Source organism: Aeromonas sp. FDAARGOS 1419 (genome assembly GCF_019047045.1).
Taxonomy (GTDB): Bacteria; Pseudomonadota; Gammaproteobacteria; order Enterobacterales; family Aeromonadaceae; genus Aeromonas; species Aeromonas veronii.
Map to the genome: position 1 here is coordinate 2,158,596 of NZ_CP077209.1, position 24,854 is coordinate 2,183,449.

The following is a 24,854-nucleotide window of genomic DNA, read 5'->3' on the forward strand; positions in this document are numbered from 1 at the left end:
TTAACGTAGCGTAAATACATTCAGGTTTGAGCACAGTGTGTGCTGCTATATATCTCGAAAGATTTTTACAGAAAACATTGGCAAGAATACTATCAACTACAGCAATTAAAAAAGTCCCAAGAGAATTAACCTAGGACTTTCCAATTTAAATAAACACAAATTACTTACATTAATGCATTTTTATATAAAGAGCTTAATCCATTATCCGGAACAATGAACTCAACACCATTTTGAAGTCCGGTAACTCCATTATTATCCTCACCAGGAGTGATAATGGAACCATGACGTTCATATCTAATGGCGGTTCCATCAGGCCTGATACGAATAAAGTCGATGCGAGGATTCAACCCCAGACCATCGTCCTTATTATAATGAAAACCAGCATAACCAATTACATTGTATTGGCTTTTTCCTTCATGTGTTGTCGTATTTATTAGCGAGAAATCACTATAGTCACCATATATATCCCTTTGCAAAATGTAATGAAAATGGATTGTTCTTACTATGTCGTTTGAATATTGATTTCGTTCCGTAATACTATAGAAAACATTTACAACATCACCAGTTGTCAATCCTGTTGGTGTTGCATAAAATAGATCGGATGATAGATCTCGTTGGTTAGAAACCAGATCGTAATCCTTGCTAATCGTAGTCATCTCACCATTCTTAAATTGGTATATACCAAACTTGGCAAGAATTATAAAGATACAGTCTCGTTGGCCATTGACTGCCATAATATCATAACAGAAGTCTCTTCGGCCTGCCTCATTTTCTGGCAAATTAACTATATGACTACTATTAAAGTCAATCTCTATGGCACGAACGCCATTAGTATCTTTTGTCCAATATAGCGAACAATCATCCAACATCTCTTTTTTCGCCAAAATAAGTGACTGTGATTGCCCACGTGAATCGACCGACTCTACTGCTGCGACGCCAATTTTCTTGCCATCTCGTGCTCCACTAATTTTAAGATTAGTACCTTTAGCAAAAAAATCTGCTGTTTTGCAATAAGGAAGCCCCCCACTCAATGTAGAAAAGTTATATATTCGACCTGTAATGCGAGAAGTAACCAGTGCATTTTTTTCTGTATACTCACTGGATGCTACACCTAAATTTTGCATATTCACCCAGTCAGTATTGATTGTCTTTGAGTCAAGCTTACAAATTTTCACTCCATATGCTGTATTAGCTTTACATAGCATGCTTCCTGCATCAGCGTGCTCCAACCCCTCTGGTTTGATTACCTCTGTAGTATAACGCTGGATCAATGTCGGGGTTGGAGCTGGCTTATGAAAGAGTGAATAGAGCCATTTTGCTATAATGACAATAATGGCAAAGACGGCAAAGACAATACCAATAGGACCCGCAGCCATTCCACCAAGAGTCACGAGATACAAGGAACCAGCCGCCAGCAACATGTCAATCGATGCAAAAATAATCTCTACTTTATCACCACTCTGGATTGCTTTAACTAGGTTAAAGGCCGCCAATGCAGCACCAGCAACTGCTAGTGCGGTCATGCATTTATTGACGACACTATTAATCCCTAATTTTCCAAACAGGCTCTGTACCACCTTGTATTCAGGATTAACTACTGCTGCTCCTTTTTTGGTAACCTTGGCTAAGAAACGACTATATTTACCCATGGTATCGACGATTGCATTAGTCAGGGGCTCGGCGCTTCCAAAAATGTATTTGCTGGTTTGTAGAACAGCAATATGATATGCAACATCTATCGTTGCTTGAGAAAAGGCAACCGCGAGACCAAGCATAGATGCAATATCGGCCTCTGTTCGATCAGTGGCTACCGCCCAAGAAAAATGTGATGCCCCAAGAATAAATATCAGTGTTGACAAATATGCATCAGTTGCACCACGATTTTGAGGATGAAAGTAATCTGGATATGCATTAGCAATAATAACATATGCCTGTTCACTATTTAATTTATATGTACCAATATTTAGTGAATTCAGCGTTAACCATACACTGTTGACAGAGTTATCTGAAAAGAATCGTTGCCAGAATGCAGCCTGTGCTCCTGTTTCTGTTTGCAAGAATTGCGCAACACTAATAAAGTTATAACGATTGCCAAGTACAGAGTCTGGGTCGTTACTGTTGCCCCACAACTGACTCATTGCAAAACCATTATATAACGCGCCATGCATCATTCGCTCAAACTCACGAATATCCTCCTCGGGGGTGGAGAAATTTACAGCAGCATTAAGGGCTCGCACCTTATGGGTTGTACTATTAATAATTTGCATGGCACTCGTAAAGCTGCCAGTATCATTGCCATCAATATTTACCTGGTTAATCAAGGCAGTCAAATTTTCGTTTTGCTGATAATGCTGAATCAACCTTTCAAGCCATGCCTTCCCGCTGCCCTTGTATTGACCTATGCGATTACTCTGACAGTAGTATGTAGCGATTGAATAAAGTCGGTCCATTATCCTTTGATATTCTTCCCCCTTTTCTGCACTGCTAATCTCCGCATTGGCTTTTACCATATCCCACGTATTAAAGGCCTGTCGATTAGTAACACTGACATTCGTCTCATCTTTATAGCCTGACATCAATAATTCACTGATATACTCTGCATTATTTTTTGAAAAGTAGAGAGAGAAATCCTTGTGTACATTGCGAACTGAATCAAAGCCATCATCGGCATCATACACTGACATATTTGGTCTGAGATAATCACCAAAATCAGCACTTAGACCAGAATGTTGATTCTTAAACTGGACTTTGTTTATCTCTTGAAACATCACATGCGAGAGATACAATGCCTCATCAGTCAGCTGTTCAAATTTAACCTCACTCAAAGACAACGTGGGATTACTACTTTTGAGCACATAAAAATCTATACTGTCAAGATCCTCAATCGAGTACGCCCTTCCATCACCACTCACAGCATTTATGGCGGCCTTTATAGGGGCAGGAATAACCGCACTTACAGCCAATCCCAAGATACTCATTGATGATGCAGTTAAAAATCCCCTGCGAGTTTGTGGCATAGCTGACATTAATGACTCATGAAGCTTTTTCTTATCCATAACAAATCCTTTTTAAACAAGCCAATGAAAAATTAAGGGTTTTATGCTGTAACAAGTCAAATATAAAAGAGACCTGAACAGCCCCTATCAATTTATACATGAAAATAATTCCATTCAAACGGTTAAATTGACGTGCGCTTTATTCATTGCCGCCACACAATAAATCTGCTAACACCTCAAGCAAGCGGAATAACACAACCAATTGTTATATAACAAATTTTAAATCCCCCTGAACACTCAAACCCATTTGTTAAGAGATATTTAATAATTAATTAAGCTACAGGTAATGATTTATTCATCAAGTCATGATATGTGGCATTCCCCCCATTCAAACAATTAAGCAATATACAAAAACGATTAATTTTGGTGGCTTTATTTTTTAGTATATAAATTTCCATGTTCTTGTTTTATCCCACCCTAAAGACCAAGATAAAATAATATTTCCTGGTATATATCTGTTATAGAGAGCATTAATTTAAATTTTATTAAAACAAGTTCTCATATATATGCTCACCCGGTACAATTCTGTACATGTGTCGAGCTAACGTCATTGCATTATTTCCACTCTTTGTTATTAAGGCCACTATGACCCGTCCATTATTAACAACCGCTCTGGATGCCGCCGTCGAGCTCTGGTATCAGGCATCGGTAAAAGCCCACGACTTTATTCCCGCCGCCTTTTGGCATGAGCAACGGGCAGCGATGCGGGACATCTATCTGCCCGCCAGCAAGAGCTGGGGTTATGAGGAGGATGGACAGCTACTGGGCTTTATCTCCTGGTATCAGGGGTCTGTCGCCGCCCTGTTTATCTCCCCAGATCACCAATCACACGGGCTGGGTCGCCAACTGCTCGAACACCTCAAAGCCCAATATGATCGACTCGAGTTGACGGTCTACGCCGAAAATAAGCAGGCGCGGCGCTTCTATTCCCGCAACGGTTTCAAAGAGGGTGAGCAGCAGTTGTGCGAGCATAGCGGTCGCCCCGAGCTGGTGATGCATTGGCAACGGGATTAAGCTGGTTTCCCATAGCGATGGCGAGCACGCTTTGCCTGTTTTGTGGCCGCCTTGAATGCCATGGCGGCATTCTCTACAATGACCCACTTTTTATTCATTTCGGGTTATATCGATGAGCGATACCAGCACCAAACCGGCTCTGCCGGATCACCTCTCCTGCAATCCCCGCAGCCCTCACTATGTGGCCGCCTGCTTCGAGCACCCGATCGGTATTCGCCTGAACGGCAAAGAGCGCACCGATGTCGAGGAGTACTGCATCAGCGAAGGTTGGGTGAAGATCCCCTCCCCCAAGGCGCTGGATCGCCGTGGTCAGCCCATCCTGATCAAGCTCAAAGGCACCGTTGAAGCCTTCTACAGCTAATCAGCGCGCTGCTGCTTGATAAACAACAAGGCCACCCTCGCGGTGGCCTTGTTGTTTCCGGTATTGGTGCTGGCGTCAGCGTTATCTAAGCGGCACCCACCAGCCCACATTTCTCGCAGAGCGGCTCTTATACCCCCAGCCGATCGCGCAGGGTGTACCAGGCGGCGCCCGCGGCGGTGAAGGGGATGCGGAACAGGCGGCCACCTGGGAAGGGGTAGTGCGGCAGTTTGGCAAAGGCATCGAAGCGCTCCGCCTGACCACTCAGCACTTCGGAGAGCAACTTGCCCGCCAGATGGGTGCAGGTGACACCGTGGCCGCTGTAGCCCTGCATGTAGTAGATATTGGGGCCGATGCGACCAAATTGCGGCAGGCGCGACAGGGTGAGCAAGAAGTTGCCGGTCCAGGTGTACTCCACCTTGACGTCGGCCAACTGCGGGAAAGTCTTGAGCATCTTGGGGATGATCAGCCGCTCGATATCCGCCGGATCCCGCGCCCCATAGACCACGCCGCCGCCATAGATCAACCGGTGATCGCCGGAGGTGCGGTAGTAGTCGAGCAGGTAGTTGCAATCCTCCAGACAGTAGTTCTGCGGCAAGAGTGAACGGGCCCGCTCCTCTCCCAGCACTTCGGTGGCGATCACCTGGGTACCGCAGGGCATGCTCTTGCTGGCCAGTTCCGGCACCAGATTGCCGAGGTAAGCGTTGCCAGCCACCACGATAAAGCGCGCCTTCACCGCCCCTTTGGCGGTCTTGACCAACGCCGGCTGGCCCGGAGTAATGCTGGTGACGGCGGACTGCTCGAAGATCTGCCCCCCCTGGATGCGGATCGCTTCCGCCTCCCCCAGCGCCAGATTGAGAGGGTGAATATGGCCGCCGCTCTTGTCGAGCAGGGCGCCGACGTAGCGATCGCTCGCGACCACCTCGCGCACCCCCTTGGCATCGAGCAGCTCCAGCTGCTCATTGCCCCACTTCTCCCAGCGCGCCTTCTGCGCCTTGAGCTCGTGCAGCTGCTTCTCGGTCTCGGCGGCAAAGACGCCCCCCTCCTGCAGATCGCACTGGATGTTGTAGCGCTTGATCCGCTCGCGGATGATCTGCCCCCCCTCAAACAGCATGGAACCGAGCAGCCTGGCCTGATCCGGCGGGCAGTTCGCTTCTATGGTGTCAATGTCGCGGCTGTAGGAGTTGACGATCTGGCCGCCGTTGCGGCCGCTGGCGCCAAAGCCGACTCGTGCGGCCTCCAGCACCACCACCTTGTAGCCCTTCTCTACCAGATGCAGGGCGCTGGAGAGGCCGGTATAACCCGCCCCGATGACGCAGACATCGCACTCCAGCTGCTCGGTCAATGTCGGGTAGGGCGCGTGTTTATTGGCACTGGCTGCGTAGTAACTGTTTACATGTTCGGTCATGATCCCTGTTTCCTTACCGGTTCGGTTGCCAAACTACTGTCAGGATTAAAAGCTCGCCGGGGTGTGGGCGCTGACGATGCGACAGGTCTCCCCCGACGGATTGCTGAAGCTGTGGGGCTCGCCGGTGTCGATCACATAGCTGTCGCCCGCCTCCAGCGGATAACTCTGGCCCGCCACCGTCAGGATCACCGACCCCTCCAGTACGGTGCCGACCTCCTCCCCCTGATGGGTCACCTGACCGCCGGTGTCGGTGCCGGGGGGATAGGTCTCCAGCATAAAGCCGAGCTGGCGGCGGTTGTTGCCGTTGTGCACCAGCTTGAGGGAGACCCCCTGACTGCCCAGCTCGATCAGCTGATCAGCCTTGATCACCACCTCCGGAGTGCGGCTCTCCTCCTCGGCGAAAAAGCGCGACAGCGGCAGGCCGTAGATGGTGAGCAGCTTTTGCAGGGAGGCGACCGAGGGGCTCACCTTGTCCTGCTCGATCATGCAGATGGCACCGTGGGTCAGACCGCTCAGCTCGGCCGCCCGCCGCTGGGAGAGCCCCAGCTGGTGGCGCACTGCCGCCAGCCGTTCCCCCATGGTGCGCGCCCCGGCGTCAGCCCCACTCAACGATCGAGCCACGCCCTCCCGGCTCTGTGGCCCGCTCATGACAAGCCCCCTGCTGCGCTATCTCTGCATCCTTGCATCATCAGCCTCTCCTGCTTGCACGTGATCGCATCGGATCAGGCGCAGCCTGTTTACCCTGCTGGTTAAAATAGCCGACCAGCTTTCCCTTGCCGTTCACTATGTTACACAGCACAGCCGTTCATTATTTTGCACACCTGATTTACCATATCCCGGTCGTCTGCCCACATGTAGCCTGCAAGCGAACCGGAGAAAGCGCGCTACACAGCCCATTTTCTAGCATGGCGCCCCCCAGCAATTCAAATATATTTAACACTTGAAAAACATTTCAGCTCAAATTATGGTCTTCCTGTGCTTATTATTTTATACGGCAGCGGCGTAGGAAGAGTCGGCTCACTCCGGCAACCAGCTGCTCTGACCCACACTCGAGGCTTCTCATGTCAGGAACAACATCCCACTCCAGCTTGATCACATCCCGCGCCTATATAGATGGACAGTGGTGCGAGGCCGCCAGCGGCCGCACCTTCGAGGTCACCAACCCCGCCAGCGGGGCCGTGATTACCCAGGTGCCCGACATGGATGCCGAGGATACCCGCCGCGCCATCGCGGCCGCCCACGCGGCGCAACCCGCCTGGGCGGCGCTGACCGCCAAGGAGCGCAGCAACAAGCTCTACGCCTGGTTTGCCGCCATCACAGCCCACAGCGACGAGCTGGCCCGCATCATGACCTGCGAGCAGGGCAAGCCGCTGGCCGAGGCCAAGGGCGAGGTGACCTATGGCGCCAGCTTTATCCAGTGGTTCGCCGAGGAGGGCAAGCGCGCCTATGGCCGCACCATCCCGGGCTTTAGCGGCGATCGCCGGCTGGCCACCATCAAGCAGCCGGTGGGCGTGGTCGCAGCCATCACCCCGTGGAACTTCCCCATTGCCATGATCACCCGCAAGGCGGGCCCGGCGCTGGCCGCCGGTTGCACCATCGTCATCAAGCCTGCCGCAGAAACGCCGCTCTGCGCGCTGGCACTGGCGCTGCTTGCCGAGCAGGCGGGCATCCCCGCCGGTGTCATCAATATCGTCACCAGTCATCAGGCGAGCGAGGTGGGCAACGAGCTGTGCAGCAATCCGGTGGTGCGCAAGCTCTCCTTCACCGGCTCCACCCGCATCGGCAAGCTACTGATGCGCCAGTGCGCCGACACCATGAAAAAGCTGTCGCTGGAGCTGGGTGGCAACGCCCCCTTTATCGTCTTTGATGACGCCGACCTCGACGCCGCCGTGGCAGGGGCGCTCGCCTCCAAATACCGCAACGCCGGGCAGACCTGCGTCTGCGCCAACCGGATTCTGGTGCAGGCCAGCGTCTATGACGCCTTCGCCGAGAAGCTGACTGCCGCCGTTGCCGCCTTCAAGGTGGGGGATGGCATGAGTGAGGGCACCCAGATCGGCCCGCTCATCAACCCCGCCGCCGCCAGCAAGGTGGCCGAGCTGGTCCAGCAATCGGTCGCCGCCGGTGCCGAAGTGCTGCTGGGGGGCGAAGCTCACCCCGCTGGCCCCCTCTTCTACCGCCCCACCATTCTGGGCAAGGTGGATAAAACCAACCCCATCCTGCAGGAGGAGATCTTCGGCCCGGTCGCCCCGCTGGTGCGCTTCGAGACGGAAGCCGAAGCCATCGCCATTGCCAACGACACCCCTTATGGCCTGGCCGCCTACTTCTATGGCCGCGATATCGCCCGGGTGTGGCGCGTCGCCGAACAGCTGGAATACGGCATGGTCGGCATCAACGAGGGGATCATCTCCACCGAGCTGGCCCCCTTTGGCGGCATCAAGGAGTCGGGTCTGGGCCGGGAAGGGGCAGCCGAGGGGCTGGAAGAGTATCTCGAGACCAAATACCTCTGCTTTGGCGCCATTCGCTAAGGCTGCAACAGAGAGACAAGGCGCCGCCGAGCTGGCCCGATGGGCTGATCGGCGGTGATGGGCGCCAAAACGCCTGCCACATTTTCAGGGAATATCGGGGGCTGCGGCCCCTCAGGGAGGAAAGATGAGTCAGTCAGAATCAAACAAGGCGTGGCAAGCGCGCCGCGAAGCGGCCGTGGTCAACGGCGTTGGCACCCTGCTGCCGGTCTTTATCGACCGGGCGCAAAATGCCGAGCTGTGGGATGTGGAGGGCAACCGCTACATCGACTTTGCCTCCGGCATCGCCGTGCTCAACACCGGCCACAACCACCCCAAAGTGGTGGCGGCAGTGCGCGATCAACTGGAAAAATTCAGCCACACCTGCTTTCAGGTCACCCCCTACCCGGGCTATATCGAGCTTGCCGAGAAGCTCAACGCCCTGGTGCCCGGCCCGACGCCGAAACGCACCCTGTTTCTCTCCACCGGCGCCGAGGCGGTCGAGAACGCCATCAAGATTGCCCGCGCCCACACCGGCCGCAGCGGCACCATCGCCTTCAAGGGGGGCTTTCACGGCCGCACCATGATGGGAATGGCGCTCACCGGCAAGGTGGTGCCCTACAAGACCGGCTTTGGCCCCTTCCCGGGGGAGGTCTACCACATCCCCTTCCCCGCCGATTATCTCGGGGTAAGTGAAGAGGATGCCCTGCACGCCCTCGAGCTCTGCTTCAGCGCCGACATAGAACCCTCCCGCGTTGCCGCCATCATTATCGAGCCGGTACAGGGCGAAGGGGGCTTCTATCCCGCCTCCCCGAGCTTTATGCAGAAGCTGCGCAGCGTCTGCGACCAGCACGGCATTCTGCTCATCTGCGACGAGATCCAGAGCGGTTTTTGCCGCACCGGCAAAACCTTCGCCACCGAATATGCCGGCATCGAGCCGGACATCATGACCCTGGCCAAGAGTCTGGCGGGGGGCTTCCCTCTCTCGGCGGTGGTGGGCAAGGCGGAGATCATGAACTCGGCCAAGCCGGGGGGACTCGGTGGCACCTATGCGGGATCGCCCATCGCCTGCGCCGCCGCGCTGGCCGTTTTACAGGTGATCGAAGAGGAGCAGCTCAACCAGAAAGCGCTGGATCAGGGGGAGCAGATCAAGGCGGGGCTGGAACGCATAGCCGAGCGTTTTGACTGCATAGGTCAAATTCGCGGCCCCGGTGCCATGGTGGCCATGGAGCTGGTGAAACGCCGTGATGCCAGCCAGCCCGATCCCGACCTTACCAAACGACTGGTGGCCGAGGCGGGCAAACGCGGTCTGGTCCTGCTCTCATGCGGGGTGCGCGCAAATGTCATCCGTTTTCTTGCCCCCCTGACCGCCCCTGCGGCAGTGATTGACGAGGGGTTGCAACTCCTTGAAAAATCACTGGAGGCCGTGCTGGCCTGACCAGCAGGAAAGTGACCACTTACCTGTGCAAATAAATGCAATTTTGCCCCCTTTTTTTCTTGTCAAGGGGGCCCTGCAAATGCACAATGCGCCGCCACTGAAAGAACCGATGTAAAACAATGGCATCGGTTCTTTTTTAGACAGTGAACAAACCCATAAACGAGGCCGGATCACCCCCGGAAAAGATAGCGAGATTGGCAGCAGTCTCCCGACACCAAGTCTAGTGAGGAACAACATGGGGCATCTCAATGCTTTCCAACCGGCCATGGCCGGTGTGCGCCGCCCTGGCGCCCTTGATTCCCGGGCCTCTCTCCCGGTTTCGTTGATGGACCGTGCCACTCTGGCACTGCATGAGGAACATGCATAATGGCGGCCCAGCAGGTTGGTCTGAAAAAGACCCTCAAACTGTGGCAGGTCGTGGTTATGGGACTGGCGTACCTCACCCCCATGGCGGTGTTCGACACCTTCGGCATCGTCACCGAGATCACCGAAGGCCATGTGCCGACTGCCTACCTGTTTGCCCTCATCGGCATGCTGTTCACTGCCCTGAGCTACGGCCATCTGGTGCGCAAGTTCCCGTCAGCCGGTTCCGCCTATACCTATGCCCAGAAGGTGTTTCACCCCTATGTCGGCTTTATGGTGGGCTGGACCTCCCTGCTCGACTACATGTTCATGCCGATGATCAACATGCTGCTGGCCAAGATCTATCTGGAAGCCCTCTTCCCGAACGTAGAGCCCTGGACCTATATCTTAGGTCTGGCGGCGGTGATGACCGCCCTCAACCTGCGCGGCATCAAGCTGGTGGCCAACTTCAACAGCCTGATCGTAGTAATGCAGTTCAGCATCATCGCCATCTTCATCGGCCTGATCGCCTGGGGCGTTCACAACGGTGAAGGGTTGGGGACCGTGGCCAGCAGCCGTCCCTTCTTCTCCGAGCAGATCCAGGTGTCACCGCTGCTGATGGGGGCCTCCATCCTCTGTCTGTCGTTCCTCGGCTTTGACGCCATCAGTACCCTGTCGGAAGAGACCCCGGACGCGGATCGGGTGATCCCCCGCGCCATCGTGCTGACGGCGCTGATCGGCGGTGTGCTGTTCGTCACTACCTCCTACTTCCTGCAGCTCTACTTCCCGGACATCTCCCGCTTCCAGCATCCGGATGCGGTGCTGCCGGAGATCGCCCTCTATGTCGGCGGCAAGCTGTTCCAGGCGGTAGTACTGGTCTGCACCACAGTAGCGGTACTGGCCTCGGGGCTCGCCTCCCACGCCGGTGTATCGCGCCTGCTCTACGTGATGGGTCGTGATCGCGCCCTGCCTGCCCGCTTCTTCGGCTACATCCATCCGAAGTGGCAAACCCCGGCGTTCAACGTGCTGCTGGTCGGCCTGCTGGCCCTCTCTGCGGTGTCGCTGGATCTGGAGATGGCGCTGGCGTTGATCAACTTCGGCGCCCTGGTGGCCTTCACCTTCGTCAACCTGGCGGTGATTGCCCACTTCTATGTGAAACTGGGCCGCAACAAGTGTCTCAAGGATCACCTGATGTACCTGCTGCTGCCGCTCTGTGGCGCCGCCTGCATCGGGGTACTGTGGCTCAACCTCGAGCCCTCTTCCTTCGAGCTGGGGCTGATCTGGGCGGCGCTGGGGGCCATCTACCTGTTCCTGCGCCTCACCGTGTTCCGCATCCCGCTGCATACCGCCGACAAGGTGGAGATCGCCCAGTAACCGCTGGCCCCCTCCCACCGATAGAGAACAAGGAGCCTGCGGGCTCCTTGTTGTTTTTGCGGTGCGCTGGTTGCCAGCAGCACGGGTTGCCAGAAATGCGGTTTGTGCAGGAAGTGTGACTGATTTCAAATAACTACCCAGCCGGGCCGCTCACCGTGCCATGGCCCGAGCCGCGTCGCCTCTTATCCTCAGTCATTAATATGAATGGATATGCAACTACTTTTTTTCCACTTCACCCCCTCCCATCCCCCACCAGCCGATAAGCTCGCAGGACTCGAGCCCGGGGGAACGCCGGCAAATATGATCAGGATCAATGTTGAGGCGCTATGCACCCTGCAGCCCCGATTTGCCGATTTTTCATACGCCATGACAGGGTTCTCTTCCCCCCCGAAAAAGGGGGAGCGGCTCGGGGACGGCTGCAGGGGGCGAGTGACCACTTACCTGCTCCGTGCGTATGCAAAAAAATGCGTTAATCCGCCCTTTTTTGCTTGTCAAGGGGGCTGACCGAATGCACAATACGCCGCCAATAAAGGACCGATGTTCACTGCGACATCGGTTTTTGTATTTTTGAAGTGCAGTACAAACCCACCACAAGAGGCCGGAACGTTTCCGGAAGTGATATTCGAGATTGCCAAACAATCTCCCGATGTTGAGAGGATAACAATGGGGCGTTTTAATGCTTTCCTGCCGGTACAGCCCGGTATGCGCCTCCCCGGCGCCCTTGATGTACAGGCTTGCGAATCCATCGTATCCCTGCGCTCGTTGCAAGCACGTGCTGCGGCACTGATTGAGGAGAAAGCGTAATGGCATCGCAAAACGCCAAGCTGCTCAAGACCCTTACCCTGACACAAGTGATTGTGATGGGTCTGGCCTATCTGACCCCCATGGCAGTCTTCGACACCTTCGCCATCGTCGGTGACATCACCGATGGCCGGGTCGCCACCGCCTATCTGCTGGCTCTGGGTGGCATCCTGCTCACCGCTCTCAGCTACGGACATCTGGTACGCAAGTTCCCCTCTGCGGGCTCTGCCTATACCTATGCTCAGAAGGTGTTCAACCCCTACGTCGGTTTCATGGTCGGCTGGTCCTCCCTGCTCGACTACATGTTCATGCCGATGATCAATATCCTGCTGGCCAAGATCTACCTGACCGCCATGTTCCCGGGCGTCGAGCCCTGGGTGTTCATCTTCGGTCTGGTGACCGTAATGACCTTCCTGAACCTGCGCGGCATCAATCTGGTGGCCAACTTCAACGGTCTGATCGTGGTGATCCAGCTGGCCATCATCACCCTCTTCATCGGCCTGATGGCGTGGGGCATCTACCACGGTGAAGGGGCTGGCACCCTGATGAGCAGCCGTCCGTTCCACTTCGAGTCAGCACAGCTGGTACCGCTCTTTACCGGTGCGACCATTCTCTGCTTCTCGTTCCTGGGCTTTGACGGTCTGAGCTCCCTCTCCGAAGAGACGCCGAACGCTGGCAAGGTGATCCCCAAGGCGATCGTGCTGACTGCCCTTATCGGCGGCATCATCTTCGTGGTGGTCTCTTACTGCCTGCAGCTCTACTTCCCGAGCCTAGCCCGCTTCCAGCATCCGGATGCGGTACTGCCGGAGATCGCCCTCTACGTTGGCGGCACCTTCTTCCAGTCCGTTGTGCTGGTCTGCACCACGGTAGCGGTACTGGCCTCCGGCATGGCGGCTCACGCCGGTGTGTCGCGCATCCTCTACGTGATGGGGCGTGATCGCATGATCCCGGAGCGGGTGTTTGGCTACATCCACCCGAAATACCGCACTCCGGCCATCAACGTGCTGATGGTGGGCGGTCTGGCCCTCTCCGCCGTGTCGTTTGATCTGGATACCGCACTGGCGCTGGTCAACTTCGGCGCACTGGTGGCGTTCAGCTTCGTCAACCTGTCGGTAATCGGTCAGTTCTGGGTGCGCGAGAAGCGCAACAAGACACTCAAGGACCACATCGTCTATCTGCTGATGCCGTTGCTCGGTGCCGCCACCATCGGTGCGCTGTGGATAAACCTGGAGCAGAGCTCGCTGGAGCTGGGCCTGATCTGGGCGGGCCTCGGCGCAACCTATCTGTTCCTGCGTCTGGCGGTGTTCCGTATCCCGTTCCGTCAGTACGAGGAAGCGGCTGACGCCTGATCCTTTGCGGATAACGGATAGACAGAAGGGGAGCCATGGCTCCCCTTTTTGCTGCCGGTCTGTGGCCGGTCACACGGGCTTGGGCCCGGTCTGCTTACTGCTTATCCAGTACGGCGGTCGCCGCAGCCTTGAGCGGATCGCGAGCGATGGTCTTGGCATCCTGCTCCGCCTTGTGCAACTGCTGGTTTGCCTTGTCCATCTTCTGCTGCATACCGTTGCCGCTCTCCTTGAGGTCGGCACGCTTCTCGCCCAGCAGGTCGTTGCGGCCTTTTTGCACCTCAGCTTTCACCTTCTCTTTCTCCTGCTTCACCAGCTTGCTGGTATCACAGTTGCCCTTGACCCCCAAAGTGGCATTCACCGCTTCGTTTTTGAGGGCCTTGTCGAGGTTGCAGTCGGTTTTCAACAGGCTGGCCTGTGCCCCTGCCGAGAGCAGCCCCAGCGACAGAGAGAGGATCCATGCACGCATCATCTTGTTTACTCCTGCTTGCCAATAAAGGGGCGCAGTGTAGCGATCACATTCCGGCTGACAAGGCGGCAGTGCTTTCGTCCCCCCTTTTGCCACCCCAGAGCCAACCGGCTCGGTCAGCGCCTGTCGCCGCAGTTCGTCGTCATAAAAACATCATCGAAATGTCACGTTGTCATATTTCTGTCATTAACCATTGATTAAATGCGCAGGTCATCAACAACCCAAGACGGAACGACCGTCTCAAGAGGCTTTATGCAACACCATCACTCCTTGTCACAGCCGCCCGCGACCCGCGCCCTGTTCAACTGGATGAGTGTCATCGTACTGGTCTACCTGATCCTGGTTGCCGTGGGCGCCATTTCCCACGGCTTCAAAGATTTCTCCGGCGGCGCCGAGGGCGCAGCCCAGATCTTCGCCTTTGCCAACAACCCCTTTGTCGCCCTGCTGCTGGGTATTCTCGCTACCGCGCTGGTGCAATCCTCCAGCACCGTCACCTCGGTGATCGTCGGTCTGGTGGCTGGCGGCCTGCCCATCAGCATGGCCATCCCCATGGTGATGGGTGCCAACCTCGGCACCACCATCACCAACACCATCGTCTCCATGGGCCATGTGCGGGATCGCGCCGAGTTCCGCCGTGCCTTCGCCGCCGCTACCGTGCACGACTTTTTCAACCTGCTGGCGGTGTTCATCTTCCTGCCGCTGGAGCTGATGTTCGGTCTGCTGCAACATAGCGCCGAGTGGCTGGCCAACCTGCTGGTAGGCTCCGCCAACATGTCGATGAAGGGCATGGATTTCATGAAGCCGCTGACCGCACCGGCCCAGCAGCTGATTGACAGCGCCGTTGCCTTCCTGCCGGGCAAGGGTGCCGCCATCGCCACTATCGTCATCGGTATCCTGCTGATCCTCGCCTGCGTCACGTATCTCGGCAAAGTGCTGCAACAGGTACTGGTTGGCCGTGCCAAAGAGGTGCTGCACAAGGCGCTGGGCCGTGGCCCGCTGACCGGCATTACCTCCGGTGCGCTGGTGACCATCATGGTGCAGTCCTCCTCCACCACCACCAGCCTGATGATCCCGCTGGCCGGCGGCGGCGTGTTCAGCACCCGTCAGCTCTACCCCTTCACCCTGGGGGCCAATATCGGTACCACCATCACCGCCCTGCTGGCTGCCACCGCCATCAGCGGAGCCGGTGCCCAGCTGGCCCTGACCATCGCGCTGGTCCACGTGCTGTTCAACCTCTTTGCCGTGGTCATCATCTATGGCATCCCCTTCCTGCGCGACCTGCCGGTGCGCGCCGCCGAGGGGCTGGCCCGGGTAGGCAGCGAGAACAAGCTGCTGGCTCTGGGTTATGTGACGGGTCTCTTCTTCGCCCTGCCCGCCCTGATGATGGTGGCCGCCAAGTAAGCGCCGCCGCCATGACAAGGGGCGAGTCACCGACTCGCCCCTTTTTCCGTCTGCGTCTCCGAGCTTTGCCTGCCCGCTCACATCCTCCCGCCCTGTGGCTCGCCATCAGGGGCGGTGCGCGATAAGATGGCGCCCTCATTGCACTTTTTACATTTCATGGAACAGGAAAAACCGATGAAATTCATACTGATCGCGCTGCTCATCGCCGGTGTGGCCTACTACTTCTACTCCAGCAGCAACAACAAAAAGCTGGCGGCTGACAACGTGCGGATTGGCGCCGAGTTCCTCGCCAGCAACAAGGAGAAGCCGCTGGTGACCACCACCGCCTCCGGCCTGCAGTACGAAGTACTGACCCCGGGCACCGGCACCGTTCACCCCACCGCCACCAGCAAGGTGAAGGTGCATTACGAGGGCAAGCTGCTGGACGGCACCGTCTTTGACAGCTCGGTCGCCCGTGGCGAGCCCATCGAATTTGGCCTCAATCAGGTGATCGCTGGCTGGACCGAAGGGGTGCAGCTGATGGTGGAAGGTGAGAAGACCCGTTTCTACATCCCTGCCAACCTCGCCTACGGCGACCGCGCCGCTGGCAAAATCCCGCCGGGATCAGTCCTGATCTTCGACGTGGAGCTGCTGGGTATCCAGTAAGCGCTCCGTCACGCTCCATCAACAACAAGGCCAGCATCATGCTGGCCTTGTTGTTATGGGAACCTCACTCCCCCTTGGCGATCCCTTCCCGGCGCGGATCCGCTGCGCCAAACCAGCCACCGCCATTGCGCTCAACCCCTTGCAGGCCGGAGGTCTGCTCATTCAGTACCACCTCATGTCCCCTCGCCTTCAATCCCTCGACCACCGACATGGGGGTGCGTCCCGCTTCCAGCTCGGTGGGGCCGTTGCGGCTGCCAAAGTTGGGCAGGTTGATGGCCTGTTGCAGGTTCAGGCCCCAATCCTGAGTACCGAGCAGGGTCTTGCCCACGTAGTTGATAATGGCGGAGCCCCCCGGCGAGCCCAGCGTCATGGTCAGCTCGCCGCTTGGCTTGTCAAACACCAGCAGGGGTGACATGGAGGAGCGGGGCCGCTTGCCCGGCTCCACCCGGTTTGCCACCGGCAGACCGGCGGCATCCACCGAGGTGAAGGAGAAATCGGTGAGCTGGTTGTTGAGCAGGTAGCCGTTGACCATCTGACGCGATCCGAAACCATCCTCGATGGAGCTGGTCATGGAGATGGCCATCCCCGTCTTGTCGACGATCGAGACATGGCTGGTGGAGGGGAGTTCCGGGGTCGCATCCTTGCCGCGCGCCAGCGCCAGTGGCGGCGTACCGGGCTTGGCAATCCCCATGGAGTGCTGACCGACAAGCTTGCCGCGCTCGGCCAGATAGCCCTTGTCCAGCAACCCCTTCACCGGCACGCTGACAAAATCGCTGTCGGCGACGTACTGGTTGCGATCGGCGAAGGCCAGACGCGCCGCTTCGCTGTAGAGGTGGATAGCCTCGCTGGAGGCTGCCAGTCCCCCCTCCTTCGTGGTGATCGGCTTGAGGGCCGCCATATCGCGGCTCTCCAGCATGCCGAAGATCTGGCCGAGCGCCAGGGTGCCGGACGAGGGAGTGGGAAAACCGCAGATCTTGCTCTGGCGATAGTCAAAGCAGAGGCCATCCCGCACTTTTGCCTGATAGCTGGCCAGATCGGTGGCCGCCAGTACCCCGGGATTGGTGGGATGCTGGCGTACCTTGGCCACCATGGCATCCGCCAGCGGCCCCTGATAGAAGGCATCCACCCCCTCCGTGGCCAGGGTGCGCAACACCTTGGCCAGCGCCGGGTTGGTCAGCCGGGTGCCTGCCGTTTTGGGGCTGCCATCCGCCTGATAGAAGTAGGCTCGCGCCTCCGGATCCCGTGCCAGATAGGGATCCTTGGTCAGCAATGTGGCCAGCCGTGGACTTATCACAAATCCTTGTTCTGCCAGCGTGATGGCGGGCTCGAACAGCACAGCCCAGGGCAGCTTGCCATAACGTTGATGGGCCAGTGCCAGAGCGCGCAGGGTGCCGGGAACGCCGACCGAGCGGCCCCCCACCACCCCGTCATAAAACGCCAGCGGCTTGCCATCTTGCATAAACAGCTGGTCGGTGGCAGCGGCCGGCGCCGTCTCGCGGCCATCCACCGCACTCACCTTGCGGCCATCCCACACCAGCAGCAGCGTTCCGCCACCGATCCCGGAGGATTGCGGCTCCACCAGCGTCAACACCAACTGCACCGCAATGGCAGCATCGACGGCACTGCCACCGGCCTTGATGATCTGGTAGCCCGCATCCACCGCCAGCGGGTTGGCGGCCGCCACCATGAAGTCATGGCCCTGCCAACCCTGCTTGTCGGTCCAGCCACTGGCCGCCTCCGGCGCAATCAGGGTCTGGGCTGGCGGGGTGTAGTGAAAGCCGTTGTCACTGGCACAACCGGCCAGCAGGGCAAGGGCGACAGCCAGCCCCAGAGGTTTGCGCAACATGACACTCTCCTTGTCTGTTTTATGACCATGAAGGGGGACTATGTCACGATTGGCGCTGACAGCTCAAGTTATTGAACAAGATCAATATCTTACTCATCTATCAATAATGGCTATCCGCAATAGATATAAAAAAACCGCCCGAAGGCGGCTTTTACGATGGGATGGCAGAGGCCAAACAGGCGCAAGTCCGGTTAGATGGACTGCTCTTCGCCACCCAGGGCGGCAAACAGCGCCGGGATAAACTGGGACAGCTCTGCGGTGACCAGCGCGAAGTCCGCATCCAGACGGGCGGTCGGATCTTCGCTGGTGACGTCGTCGTTCTGCTCGCGCAGCTCTTCGCTGAATTTCAGGCGCTTGATGGAGAGATCATCCCCCAGCACAAAGCTGACAGTCTCGCCCCAGTTGAGAGCCAGCTTGGTCACCAGCTTGTCGTTGGCCAGGTGGTTCTTGATTTCATCCGTCATCAGATCCTGCTGCTTGCAGCGGATGATGCCGCCGTGCTCCATTGCGCTGCGCAGCTCGGCTTCATCTTCCAGCGTGAAGGAGGCAGGCAGGTTGCCCTCGTTCAGCCACTCGGTCATGGTGATCTCGGGCGGGTTCTTGAGAGCCACCGGCACCACCGGCAGGGAACCGATGGATTTGCGCAGCAGCGCCAGCAGATCGTCCGCCTTCTTGGCAGAACCTGCGTCCACCACCATCAAATTGTCGGCCGGATTGATCCAGGCGAAGGTCTGGCTGGTACGACTGAAGGCACGGGGCAGCAGGGTGTGGAGGATCTCCTCTTTAAGCGCTTCCTTCTCTTTCTTCTTGAGGGCGCGTCCCTGTTCGAACTCGATCGCCTCTACCTTCTCGGCCAGCATCTCCTTGACCACGGTACCGGGCAGCATCTTCTCCTCTTTGCGGGCGCAGATGAGGATGTGACCGGAGGCAGAGTGAGTCAGGGTTGAGCCGAATTTGCCAAGGGGCTTGACCCACCCGAAACGGGAGATGTCCTGACTGCCGCAAGGGGTGAAGGCACAGGCTTCCAGCTGGGTTTCCAGCTGATCCACGGTCAGGTCAAAGGGGCGGGTAAAGCGATAAATCTGCAGGTTTTTAAACCACATGGCGTCCTCGGTCTCTAGATTGTCCGGCGGGCATTGTACTAGAGAGGCGCTTTGTGATCAGCCAATCATTCTCGCTAAATAAAGGGCGATCGACCTCACAGGGTCTCATTTATGTCACCAGTTTGTTCATCAAGTTCTCCTAGACTGCGAAAGTAAATTGTTAATAAGGATGAAGGTATGTTGCGGCCCAGTCGCCCGGAAGACATGGAAGAGATCGTCGAAATCTGGTTGCTGGCCTCCCTGCAGGCCCACGATTTCGTCGATGCCTCCTGCTGGTGGCAGGCCCAGGAGGATCTGCGTACCCGCTATCTCGATCGCGCCGCCATCTGGGTGTTCGAGGAGCGCGGCGATCTGCTCGGTTTCATGGCGATGGTGGACAACTATCTCGCCGCCCTGTTTGTACGCCCCGACCGTCAGGGCCGCGGCGTCGGCCACGCCCTGCTGCAGGAAGCCAAGCGTCAGGGGGCGTCGCTCCACGCCCGGGTCTTTGTCGAGAATGATCAGGCGGTGCGTTTCTATCGCCGCCACGGTTTTGTCATCGAGGCCGAGGAGTCCGATCCCCTCACCGGCCACCCTCAATACCGGATGTGCTGCGAACCGGCCTGAATCGATGCCAGCCCCCTGTTTTACTTGAAAAAAGCAAAGGGCATCCTCATCTTGTCTCCATCGGGTGCCACAGGCACCGTCCCTGCAACCGGGCTGCTTTCCAATGAAAATCCTCCATACCGCCGACTGGCACCTTGGCCATCAACTTCATGGCCATGACCGCCGTTTTGAACACGATGCCTTTCTCGACTGGCTGAGCGACACCCTCAAGGCGCGCGAGATCGACGCCCTGCTGGTGGCGGGCGATCTGTTTGATACCGCCAATCCCCCCGCCAGCGCCTGGCAACAGCTCTACCGTTTTCTGGCGCGGCTGCGCGCCGAGATGCCCCGCCTCAACATGGTGCTGATCGGCGGCAACCACGACTCTCCCTCCAAGCTCGATGCCCCCCACGAGCTGCTGCGCGCCTTTGATCTGCATCTGGTGGGCAGCATCAGCCGCGACAGTGAGGGCAAGCTCGAAACCGACCGCCTGCTGGTACCGCTGCAAGACAAGGAGGGCAAGATTGCCGCCTGGTGCGCCGCCGTGCCGTTCCTGCGCAGCAGCGATCTGCGGGTGGAACAGTTGGCAGAGGGGCAGGACAGGCTGATCGAAGGGGTACGCCAGATCTATGCCGAGGTGCTGGCCGAAGGAGGGGCTCGCTGCGGGGAGGCGCTGCCGCTCATCGCCATGGGCCATGCCTATCTGGCGGCGGGCCAACTCTCTGAGTTGTCGGAGCGGCGGGTGCTCGGCGGCAACCAGCACGCCCTGCCTGCCGAACTCTTTGCCGGTGCCGACTACACGGCGCTCGGTCACCTCCATCTGGCCCAGAGCCCGGCCGAGGGGGTGCACTACAGCGGCTCGCCGCTGCCGCTCTCGCTCGCCGAAGCCAACTACAACCATCAGGTGCTGGAAGTGACCTTTGCGGGCGGGAAACTGGCCGGGCTGGAGCGGATCCCGGTGCCCCGCGCAGTGGAGATGATCCGTCTGCCCCAGAGCCCTCTCGACGACGCATTGAAAGCCATCGAGGCACTGACGCTCCCCCCTTGTCCACAAGAGGCACAGCCCTTCCTCGAAGTGCGGTTGCTGCTGCCCAAGCCCGAAGCCCGCATTCGCGAGCGCATTCTCGCCGCTATCGCCGACAAACCGGTGCGGCTGGCCCGTATCAGCACCCAATATCAGGGCTCGGGCGAAGGGCTGGCCGATGGTCGCGAGCGGCGCAGGCTCGATGAGCTCTCCCCCACCGAGGTGTTTCGCCTCTGCTATCAGCGCCAGTTCGAGGGGGAGCCCGAGGCACAGCTGGTCGCCTCGTTCGAAGAGATCCTGGAGCAGGTGAAGGAGTCAAACCAATGAAAATCTTGTCTCTGTCAGGTGAGAATCTGGCCAGTCTGACCGGCGCCTTCACCATCGACTTTACCCGCGGGGCACTCGGCGCCGCGGGCCTGTTTGCCATCACCGGCAATACCGGCGCCGGCAAGAGCACATTGCTCGACGCCATTTGTCTGGCCTTATACGACGAGATGCCGCGCTTTATCGCCAATCGCAAGAACGTGGCCGAAGTGGGCCGCATGGATGACGAGGAGAAACTCAAGGCCAACGACGTGCGCGGCATCCTCAGTCGCGGCCACGCCAGCGGCTTTGCCGAGGTACAATTTCGTGGCTGCGATGGCCGCATCTGGCTGGCCCGCTGGGCGGTGCGCCGGGCGCGAAACCGCTCGGAGGGGCGCTTTCAGGCGCAGGAGCGCACCCTGACCGATGTCGAGTCGGGTCAGGTTTTCTCCGGCAGCAAGCGGGAGCTGCAGGATCGCATCGACGAGCTGGTGGGTCTCTCCTGGGAGCAGTTCCGCCGCGCGGTGATCCTGCCGCAAGGGGAGTTTGCCGCCTTCCTCAAATCGGACGCCAACGAGCGCTCCGCTCTGCTCGAACGGATGACCGGCACCGAACTCTACTCCGCCATCTCCATCCAGACCTATGAACGGGCGCGGGAAGAGCAGCAGAAGCTGGCCATAATCGCCCAGCGCCTCGGCGACGTGGCGCTGATGGACGAGGCCACCCGCGAGCATTGGGTAAGTCAGCAGGTAAGCCTCTCCACCACCCTCAAACATGAACAGCAACAGCAGCAGCTGATGCAGGACTTGCGCGACCTCAATAGCCGCATTGCAGCCCAGTTGCAGGGCTGCGCCGAGGGACAGGCGGCGCTCGATGCCGCCCTGCAGGCCCACGGCGCCGCGGCCCCCGAGCGCGAGGAGTTTGCCCGTGCCGAGCAGGCCCAGGTGGCCCGCGCCGATCACGACGAGCTGGCCCGCCTCACTCTGGAAGTGCAGCAGCAGGAGAAGCTGATCGCCGAGCTTGGGCCGGAGCTTGCCAAGCTCGAGGAACAGACCCAGCAGAGCGCGCTGACCGAGCAGCAGCTGCTGGCGGAGAAGATCGCCGCCGAGCGGGAATGGGGTGCCCTGCAACCCGAACTCAAGCGGGCGCAGGAGCTCGATACCCGCATCCGGGAAAAAGTGCAGCAGTTGCAGAAGATCCAGCAGGAGGGGGCACAGGAGCGAGAAGTGCAACTCACGCTGGAGCAGGGCTGGCGCGAGCAGAGCCGACAGGTGGAACTGCTCAAGCAGCAGCACCAGCAGTGGGGGCTCTGGCTCGAAGAGCACAAGGAGCTGGCACCGGTGGCCCGCCAGTGGCAACCCCTGCTCACCGCCATGCAGGATTGGGCCGAGGATGCCGACAAGCTGCAACAGCTGCTCACCCTGCGGGATCACAAGCTGCGCGCCCTGCAACAGTTGCAGCGCCAGCTGGAGCAGGGCCAGCAAGAGCGCGACTACTGGCAACATGAACAAGACCGGCTGCAACAGCAACAGAACGAGCTGCAGGAGCAACAGTGGGAGAGCCGCCTCGCCAAGGCGCAGGAGCAGTGGCAGCAGCAGACTGAACAACTGGGTCAGCTGCGCCAGCTGCTGGAGCTGGCCGATTATGGCCGCAACCACGGCGAACAGCATGGCCGCTTGCAGCAGGAGATTGCCCAGCTGGAGCAGGCGCTGGGCAAGCTCGCCACTCTAGGCGACGAGCTGGCCCCCGCCCGCGAGCGGCTCGCACTGCAGCGGGATGAGGCGCGTCACGCGCTGGAGCAGTCCCGCGCCATCGCCAGCTTCGAGCAGTATCGCCATATTCTGAGTGATGGCGAACCTTGCCCGCTGTGTGGTTCCGGGGAGCACCCCTACAGCCAGAGCCAGCCACAGGTGGCCGGCATTCTCGGTCAACTGGCGGAACGGGCCCGCAGCCTCGAACTGGAGTGGGATCGGCTCAATCATCAATACATCCAGTGCGAGAGCGAGCGTCAGGAGCTGGCCCGCCAGCTGGCGGTGCGCCAGCAACATCTGCCGGAGCTGGAAGCGCGCGCCGAGCAGCTGACCCAGCGCTGGCAACAGCTGGGTGGCGATACCCTGCTCGGCCATCCGCTGCCGCTGCGCCAGAGCCCCATTGAGTGGAACGAGCTGATGAGCACCCTGCTTGGCCGTGGCCAGGCGCTGGAGCAGGGGTTGGCCCAGAGCCAGCAGCAGCTGCGTCAGGCCCAGCTTGGCCAACAACAGCTGCAAGGGGTGCGTCAGCAACTGAGCCAACTGGCTGCCCAGCACCAGCAGTTTGACCAGCAGTGGCAGGAGGCCGATCGCCAGCGCATCGCGCTGGAAGGGGAAGTGAAGGGGATGGGCGAGCAGGAGGCGACCCTGCGCCAGCGTCTGGAACAGGGCGCCCACCGCCTCGACGAGCAGATGGGCGGCCAACCGTGGCGCCAATGGCTCGGCAGCCAGCAGTGGCACGAGTGGCAGCGAGCCTGCGAAGCCTGGCTGCACGGCCAGAGCGAGTGGGAGCGGCTGGCCAGCGAGATCGCCAGCCTCACCCCGGCACTAAGTGCGCAGGAGGCGCGCCTGCAGACCCAGCGCGAGCTGCTGCACAAACTCGAGCGGGACTACAAGGAGCATGAGCAGCAGCGGCAGGGGCTGCTCACCAGCCGCGCCGCCTGTCTGAATGGCGAGGAGATCCCGCTGGTCGAGAGCCGCTGGCAACAGCGGCTGCAACAACTCGCCAGCGAACTGGAGCTGATGCAAAGCGGCGCCCGCGCTCTGCGGGAGCGGCAGACCGAACTCAAGACCCGCCTCACTCATGTGGAGCAGGAAAAGCAGACCAGCAGTCGCCGCAAGCGGGAGGTGCTGGGTCGCTGGGCTGCCCACGCCAGTTCCCTTGGCATTGCCGAGTACGACCTGCGCCGTCTGCTCGCCATCAGCCCCGATGAACTCAAGGCTCGCCGCACTGCCCTGCAAGGGTTGGAAGATGCCCTTGGCGAGGCGCGCACCCGCCTTGCCGAGCGGCAACGGGCGCTGGTACTGGAGGAGAGCAAGCGGGATCGCTATCGCGAGCACCACCCCGAGCTGGCTGCCCTGCCGCAGGAGGCGCTGCTGCTGCGGCTCACGGCGCTGGAAGCCCACTGCCGTAAGCTCGACGAGCACCTGTTCGAGTGCAAGAGCACGCTGGCGCAAGCAGAAGCGGCCGCCCTCAAGGCGGGCAGCCTGCAGCAGGAGCTCGCCAGCCAGCAGGCTGTCGCCGATCACTGGCAGCAGCTGTGCGATCTGATCGGGCAAGCCAACGGCGCCAAGTTCCGCACCTTCGCCCAGAGCCTCACCCTCGAGCGTCTGCTGCTGGAGGCCAACGCCCAGCTCGCCGAACTATCACCGCGCTACCGGCTGGAGCGGGTACCCGGCACCGATCTGGCGCTGCAAGTGGTGGATCTCGACATGGGGGACGAGGTGCGCTCGGTGGACTCCCTCTCCGGTGGCGAGAGTTTTCTGGTGTCGCTGGCGCTGGCGCTGGCCCTCTCCAGCCTCTCGTCACGGCAGACCCAGGTCGAGTCGCTCTTTATCGACGAGGGGTTTGGCACCCTGGATCCGGACAGTCTGGATCTGGCGCTCGCCAGCCTCGACTCCCTCCAAGCCGCCGGTCGCCAGATCGGGGTCATCTCCCACGTCCAGACGCTGGTGGAGCGGATTGGCGTGCAGGTCAGGGTCGAAGCCCTCGGCGGCGGCGAGAGCCGGGTAGTGGTTCCCTGAGAGCCCTCGGCTCACCCCCCACGCCGTAAACAACAAGACCCCGCCAATTGGCGGGGTCTTGTTGAGA

At 58.8% G+C, this 24,854-nt stretch carries 18 protein-coding genes; 12 read left to right on the forward strand and 6 right to left on the reverse strand.

What is annotated here, in order from left to right:
- Positions 1 to 164: 164 nt before the first annotated feature.
- Positions 165 to 3,056, reverse strand: coding sequence for a hypothetical protein (locus I6L49_RS09590; protein WP_216951444.1), 2,892 nt, complete (start codon positions 3,054 to 3,056; stop codon positions 165 to 167).
- Positions 3,057 to 3,641: 585 nt separating this feature from the next.
- Here I6L49_RS09590 and I6L49_RS09595 point away from each other — a divergent pair.
- Together I6L49_RS09595 and I6L49_RS09600 are read left to right on the forward strand one after the other, a co-directional pair.
- On the forward strand, positions 3,642 to 4,070 hold the full coding sequence (locus I6L49_RS09595; RefSeq protein ID WP_216951445.1) for an N-acetyltransferase: 429 nt from the start codon (positions 3,642 to 3,644) through the stop codon (positions 4,068 to 4,070).
- A gap of 112 nt (positions 4,071 to 4,182) precedes the next feature.
- Positions 4,183 to 4,431, forward strand: a complete 249-nt coding sequence (locus I6L49_RS09600; RefSeq protein WP_005338226.1) for a DUF3297 family protein — start codon at positions 4,183 to 4,185, stop codon at positions 4,429 to 4,431.
- Between the two features lie 127 nt (positions 4,432 to 4,558).
- On the opposite strand, the gene I6L49_RS09605 is transcribed toward I6L49_RS09600, so the two are convergent.
- Both I6L49_RS09605 and puuR read right to left on the reverse strand, forming a co-directional pair.
- The gene (locus I6L49_RS09605; RefSeq protein ID WP_033113332.1) at positions 4,559 to 5,836 is read right to left on the reverse strand and encodes an FAD-binding oxidoreductase; all 1,278 of its coding nucleotides are present in this window, start codon (positions 5,834 to 5,836) and stop codon (positions 4,559 to 4,561) included.
- Between the two features lie 45 nt (positions 5,837 to 5,881).
- Positions 5,882 to 6,484: an HTH-type transcriptional regulator PuuR gene (gene puuR / locus I6L49_RS09610; protein WP_216951446.1), complete on the reverse strand. Its 603-nt coding sequence runs from the start codon at positions 6,482 to 6,484 to the stop codon at positions 5,882 to 5,884.
- Between the two features lie 413 nt (positions 6,485 to 6,897).
- Between puuR and I6L49_RS09615 the strand changes: the two genes are divergently transcribed.
- From I6L49_RS09615 to I6L49_RS09635, 5 genes are all read left to right on the forward strand, one after another.
- Positions 6,898 to 8,361, forward strand: a complete 1,464-nt coding sequence (locus I6L49_RS09615; RefSeq protein ID WP_202000731.1) for an NAD-dependent succinate-semialdehyde dehydrogenase — start codon at positions 6,898 to 6,900, stop codon at positions 8,359 to 8,361.
- A 124-nt stretch (positions 8,362 to 8,485) separates the two neighbouring features.
- Positions 8,486 to 9,775 (forward strand): 4-aminobutyrate--2-oxoglutarate transaminase, encoded by a 1,290-nt coding sequence (gene gabT / locus I6L49_RS09620; protein WP_118854129.1) that lies wholly within the window; start codon positions 8,486 to 8,488, stop codon positions 9,773 to 9,775.
- Positions 9,776 to 10,141: 366 nt separating this feature from the next.
- Positions 10,142 to 11,491, forward strand: coding sequence for an APC family permease (locus I6L49_RS09625; protein ID WP_216951447.1), 1,350 nt, complete (start codon positions 10,142 to 10,144; stop codon positions 11,489 to 11,491).
- A 537-nt stretch (positions 11,492 to 12,028) separates the two neighbouring features.
- Entirely contained in the window at positions 12,029 to 12,295 is a 267-nt protein-coding gene (locus I6L49_RS09630; RefSeq protein ID WP_021230505.1) for a hypothetical protein, read from the forward strand.
- Positions 12,295 to 13,641: an APC family permease gene (locus I6L49_RS09635; protein WP_216951449.1), complete on the forward strand. Its 1,347-nt coding sequence runs from the start codon at positions 12,295 to 12,297 to the stop codon at positions 13,639 to 13,641. The genes I6L49_RS09630 and I6L49_RS09635 overlap by 1 nt, the downstream gene beginning before the upstream one ends.
- 94 nt (positions 13,642 to 13,735) lie before the next feature.
- On the opposite strand, the gene I6L49_RS09640 is transcribed toward I6L49_RS09635, so the two are convergent.
- Positions 13,736 to 14,110 carry a hypothetical protein gene (locus tag I6L49_RS09640; protein ID WP_005359057.1) on the reverse strand — a complete coding sequence of 125 codons (375 nt, stop codon included), beginning with the start codon at positions 14,108 to 14,110 and terminating at the stop codon, positions 13,736 to 13,738.
- 249 nt (positions 14,111 to 14,359) lie between these two features.
- On the opposite strand from I6L49_RS09640, the gene I6L49_RS09645 reads away from it, so the two are divergent.
- Together I6L49_RS09645 and I6L49_RS09650 are read left to right on the forward strand one after the other, a co-directional pair.
- Positions 14,360 to 15,508 carry a sodium:phosphate symporter gene (locus tag I6L49_RS09645; protein ID WP_005359054.1) on the forward strand — a complete coding sequence of 383 codons (1,149 nt, stop codon included), beginning with the start codon at positions 14,360 to 14,362 and terminating at the stop codon, positions 15,506 to 15,508.
- Positions 15,509 to 15,682: 174 nt separating this feature from the next.
- Positions 15,683 to 16,153 (forward strand): FKBP-type peptidyl-prolyl cis-trans isomerase, encoded by a 471-nt coding sequence (locus tag I6L49_RS09650; RefSeq protein ID WP_005347462.1) that lies wholly within the window; start codon positions 15,683 to 15,685, stop codon positions 16,151 to 16,153.
- Positions 16,154 to 16,217: 64 nt separating this feature from the next.
- On the opposite strand, the gene ggt is transcribed toward I6L49_RS09650, so the two are convergent.
- Together ggt and rdgC are read right to left on the reverse strand one after the other, a co-directional pair.
- Positions 16,218 to 17,999: a gamma-glutamyltransferase gene (ggt, locus tag I6L49_RS09655; protein ID WP_216951451.1), complete on the reverse strand. Its 1,782-nt coding sequence runs from the start codon at positions 17,997 to 17,999 to the stop codon at positions 16,218 to 16,220.
- A 191-nt stretch (positions 18,000 to 18,190) separates the two neighbouring features.
- Positions 18,191 to 19,102, reverse strand: a complete 912-nt coding sequence (rdgC, locus tag I6L49_RS09660) for a recombination-associated protein RdgC (RefSeq protein ID WP_216951452.1) — start codon at positions 19,100 to 19,102, stop codon at positions 18,191 to 18,193.
- A 177-nt stretch (positions 19,103 to 19,279) separates the two neighbouring features.
- On the opposite strand from rdgC, the gene I6L49_RS09665 reads away from it, so the two are divergent.
- The 3 genes from I6L49_RS09665 (at position 19,280) to I6L49_RS09675 (ending at position 24,787) form a co-directional block, all read left to right on the forward strand.
- Positions 19,280 to 19,708, forward strand: coding sequence for a GNAT family N-acetyltransferase (locus tag I6L49_RS09665; protein ID WP_040065867.1), 429 nt, complete (start codon positions 19,280 to 19,282; stop codon positions 19,706 to 19,708).
- A gap of 103 nt (positions 19,709 to 19,811) precedes the next feature.
- Positions 19,812 to 21,038, forward strand: a complete 1,227-nt coding sequence (locus I6L49_RS09670; protein WP_216951454.1) for an exonuclease SbcCD subunit D C-terminal domain-containing protein — start codon at positions 19,812 to 19,814, stop codon at positions 21,036 to 21,038.
- Positions 21,035 to 24,787: an AAA family ATPase gene (locus tag I6L49_RS09675; protein ID WP_216951456.1), complete on the forward strand. Its 3,753-nt coding sequence runs from the start codon at positions 21,035 to 21,037 to the stop codon at positions 24,785 to 24,787. Before I6L49_RS09670 ends, I6L49_RS09675 begins: the two co-directional genes overlap by 4 nt.
- Positions 24,788 to 24,854 lie beyond the last annotated feature (67 nt).

Excerpts from the sequence above, each read along its gene's own strand:
- I6L49_RS09590 (WP_216951444.1), bottom strand. The coding sequence starts at position 3,056 with ATGGATAAGAAAAAGCTTCATGAGTCATTAATGTCAGCTATGCCACAA.
- I6L49_RS09595 (WP_216951445.1), top strand. The coding sequence starts at position 3,642 with ATGACCCGTCCATTATTAACAACCGCTCTGGATGCCGCCGTCGAGCTC.
- I6L49_RS09600 (WP_005338226.1), top strand. The coding sequence starts at position 4,183 with ATGAGCGATACCAGCACCAAACCGGCTCTGCCGGATCACCTCTCCTGC.
- I6L49_RS09605 (WP_033113332.1), bottom strand. The coding sequence starts at position 5,836 with ATGACCGAACATGTAAACAGTTACTACGCAGCCAGTGCCAATAAACAC.
- puuR (WP_216951446.1), bottom strand. The coding sequence starts at position 6,484 with ATGAGCGGGCCACAGAGCCGGGAGGGCGTGGCTCGATCGTTGAGTGGG.
- I6L49_RS09615 (WP_202000731.1), top strand. The coding sequence starts at position 6,898 with ATGTCAGGAACAACATCCCACTCCAGCTTGATCACATCCCGCGCCTAT.
- gabT (WP_118854129.1), top strand. The coding sequence starts at position 8,486 with ATGAGTCAGTCAGAATCAAACAAGGCGTGGCAAGCGCGCCGCGAAGCG.
- I6L49_RS09625 (WP_216951447.1), top strand. The coding sequence starts at position 10,142 with ATGGCGGCCCAGCAGGTTGGTCTGAAAAAGACCCTCAAACTGTGGCAG.
- I6L49_RS09630 (WP_021230505.1), top strand. The coding sequence starts at position 12,029 with ATGTTCACTGCGACATCGGTTTTTGTATTTTTGAAGTGCAGTACAAAC.
- I6L49_RS09635 (WP_216951449.1), top strand. The coding sequence starts at position 12,295 with ATGGCATCGCAAAACGCCAAGCTGCTCAAGACCCTTACCCTGACACAA.
- I6L49_RS09640 (WP_005359057.1), bottom strand. The coding sequence starts at position 14,110 with ATGATGCGTGCATGGATCCTCTCTCTGTCGCTGGGGCTGCTCTCGGCA.
- I6L49_RS09645 (WP_005359054.1), top strand. The coding sequence starts at position 14,360 with ATGCAACACCATCACTCCTTGTCACAGCCGCCCGCGACCCGCGCCCTG.
- I6L49_RS09650 (WP_005347462.1), top strand. The coding sequence starts at position 15,683 with ATGAAATTCATACTGATCGCGCTGCTCATCGCCGGTGTGGCCTACTAC.
- ggt (WP_216951451.1), bottom strand. The coding sequence starts at position 17,999 with ATGTTGCGCAAACCTCTGGGGCTGGCTGTCGCCCTTGCCCTGCTGGCC.
- rdgC (WP_216951452.1), bottom strand. The coding sequence starts at position 19,102 with ATGTGGTTTAAAAACCTGCAGATTTATCGCTTTACCCGCCCCTTTGAC.
- I6L49_RS09665 (WP_040065867.1), top strand. The coding sequence starts at position 19,280 with ATGTTGCGGCCCAGTCGCCCGGAAGACATGGAAGAGATCGTCGAAATC.
- I6L49_RS09670 (WP_216951454.1), top strand. The coding sequence starts at position 19,812 with ATGAAAATCCTCCATACCGCCGACTGGCACCTTGGCCATCAACTTCAT.
- I6L49_RS09675 (WP_216951456.1), top strand. The coding sequence starts at position 21,035 with ATGAAAATCTTGTCTCTGTCAGGTGAGAATCTGGCCAGTCTGACCGGC.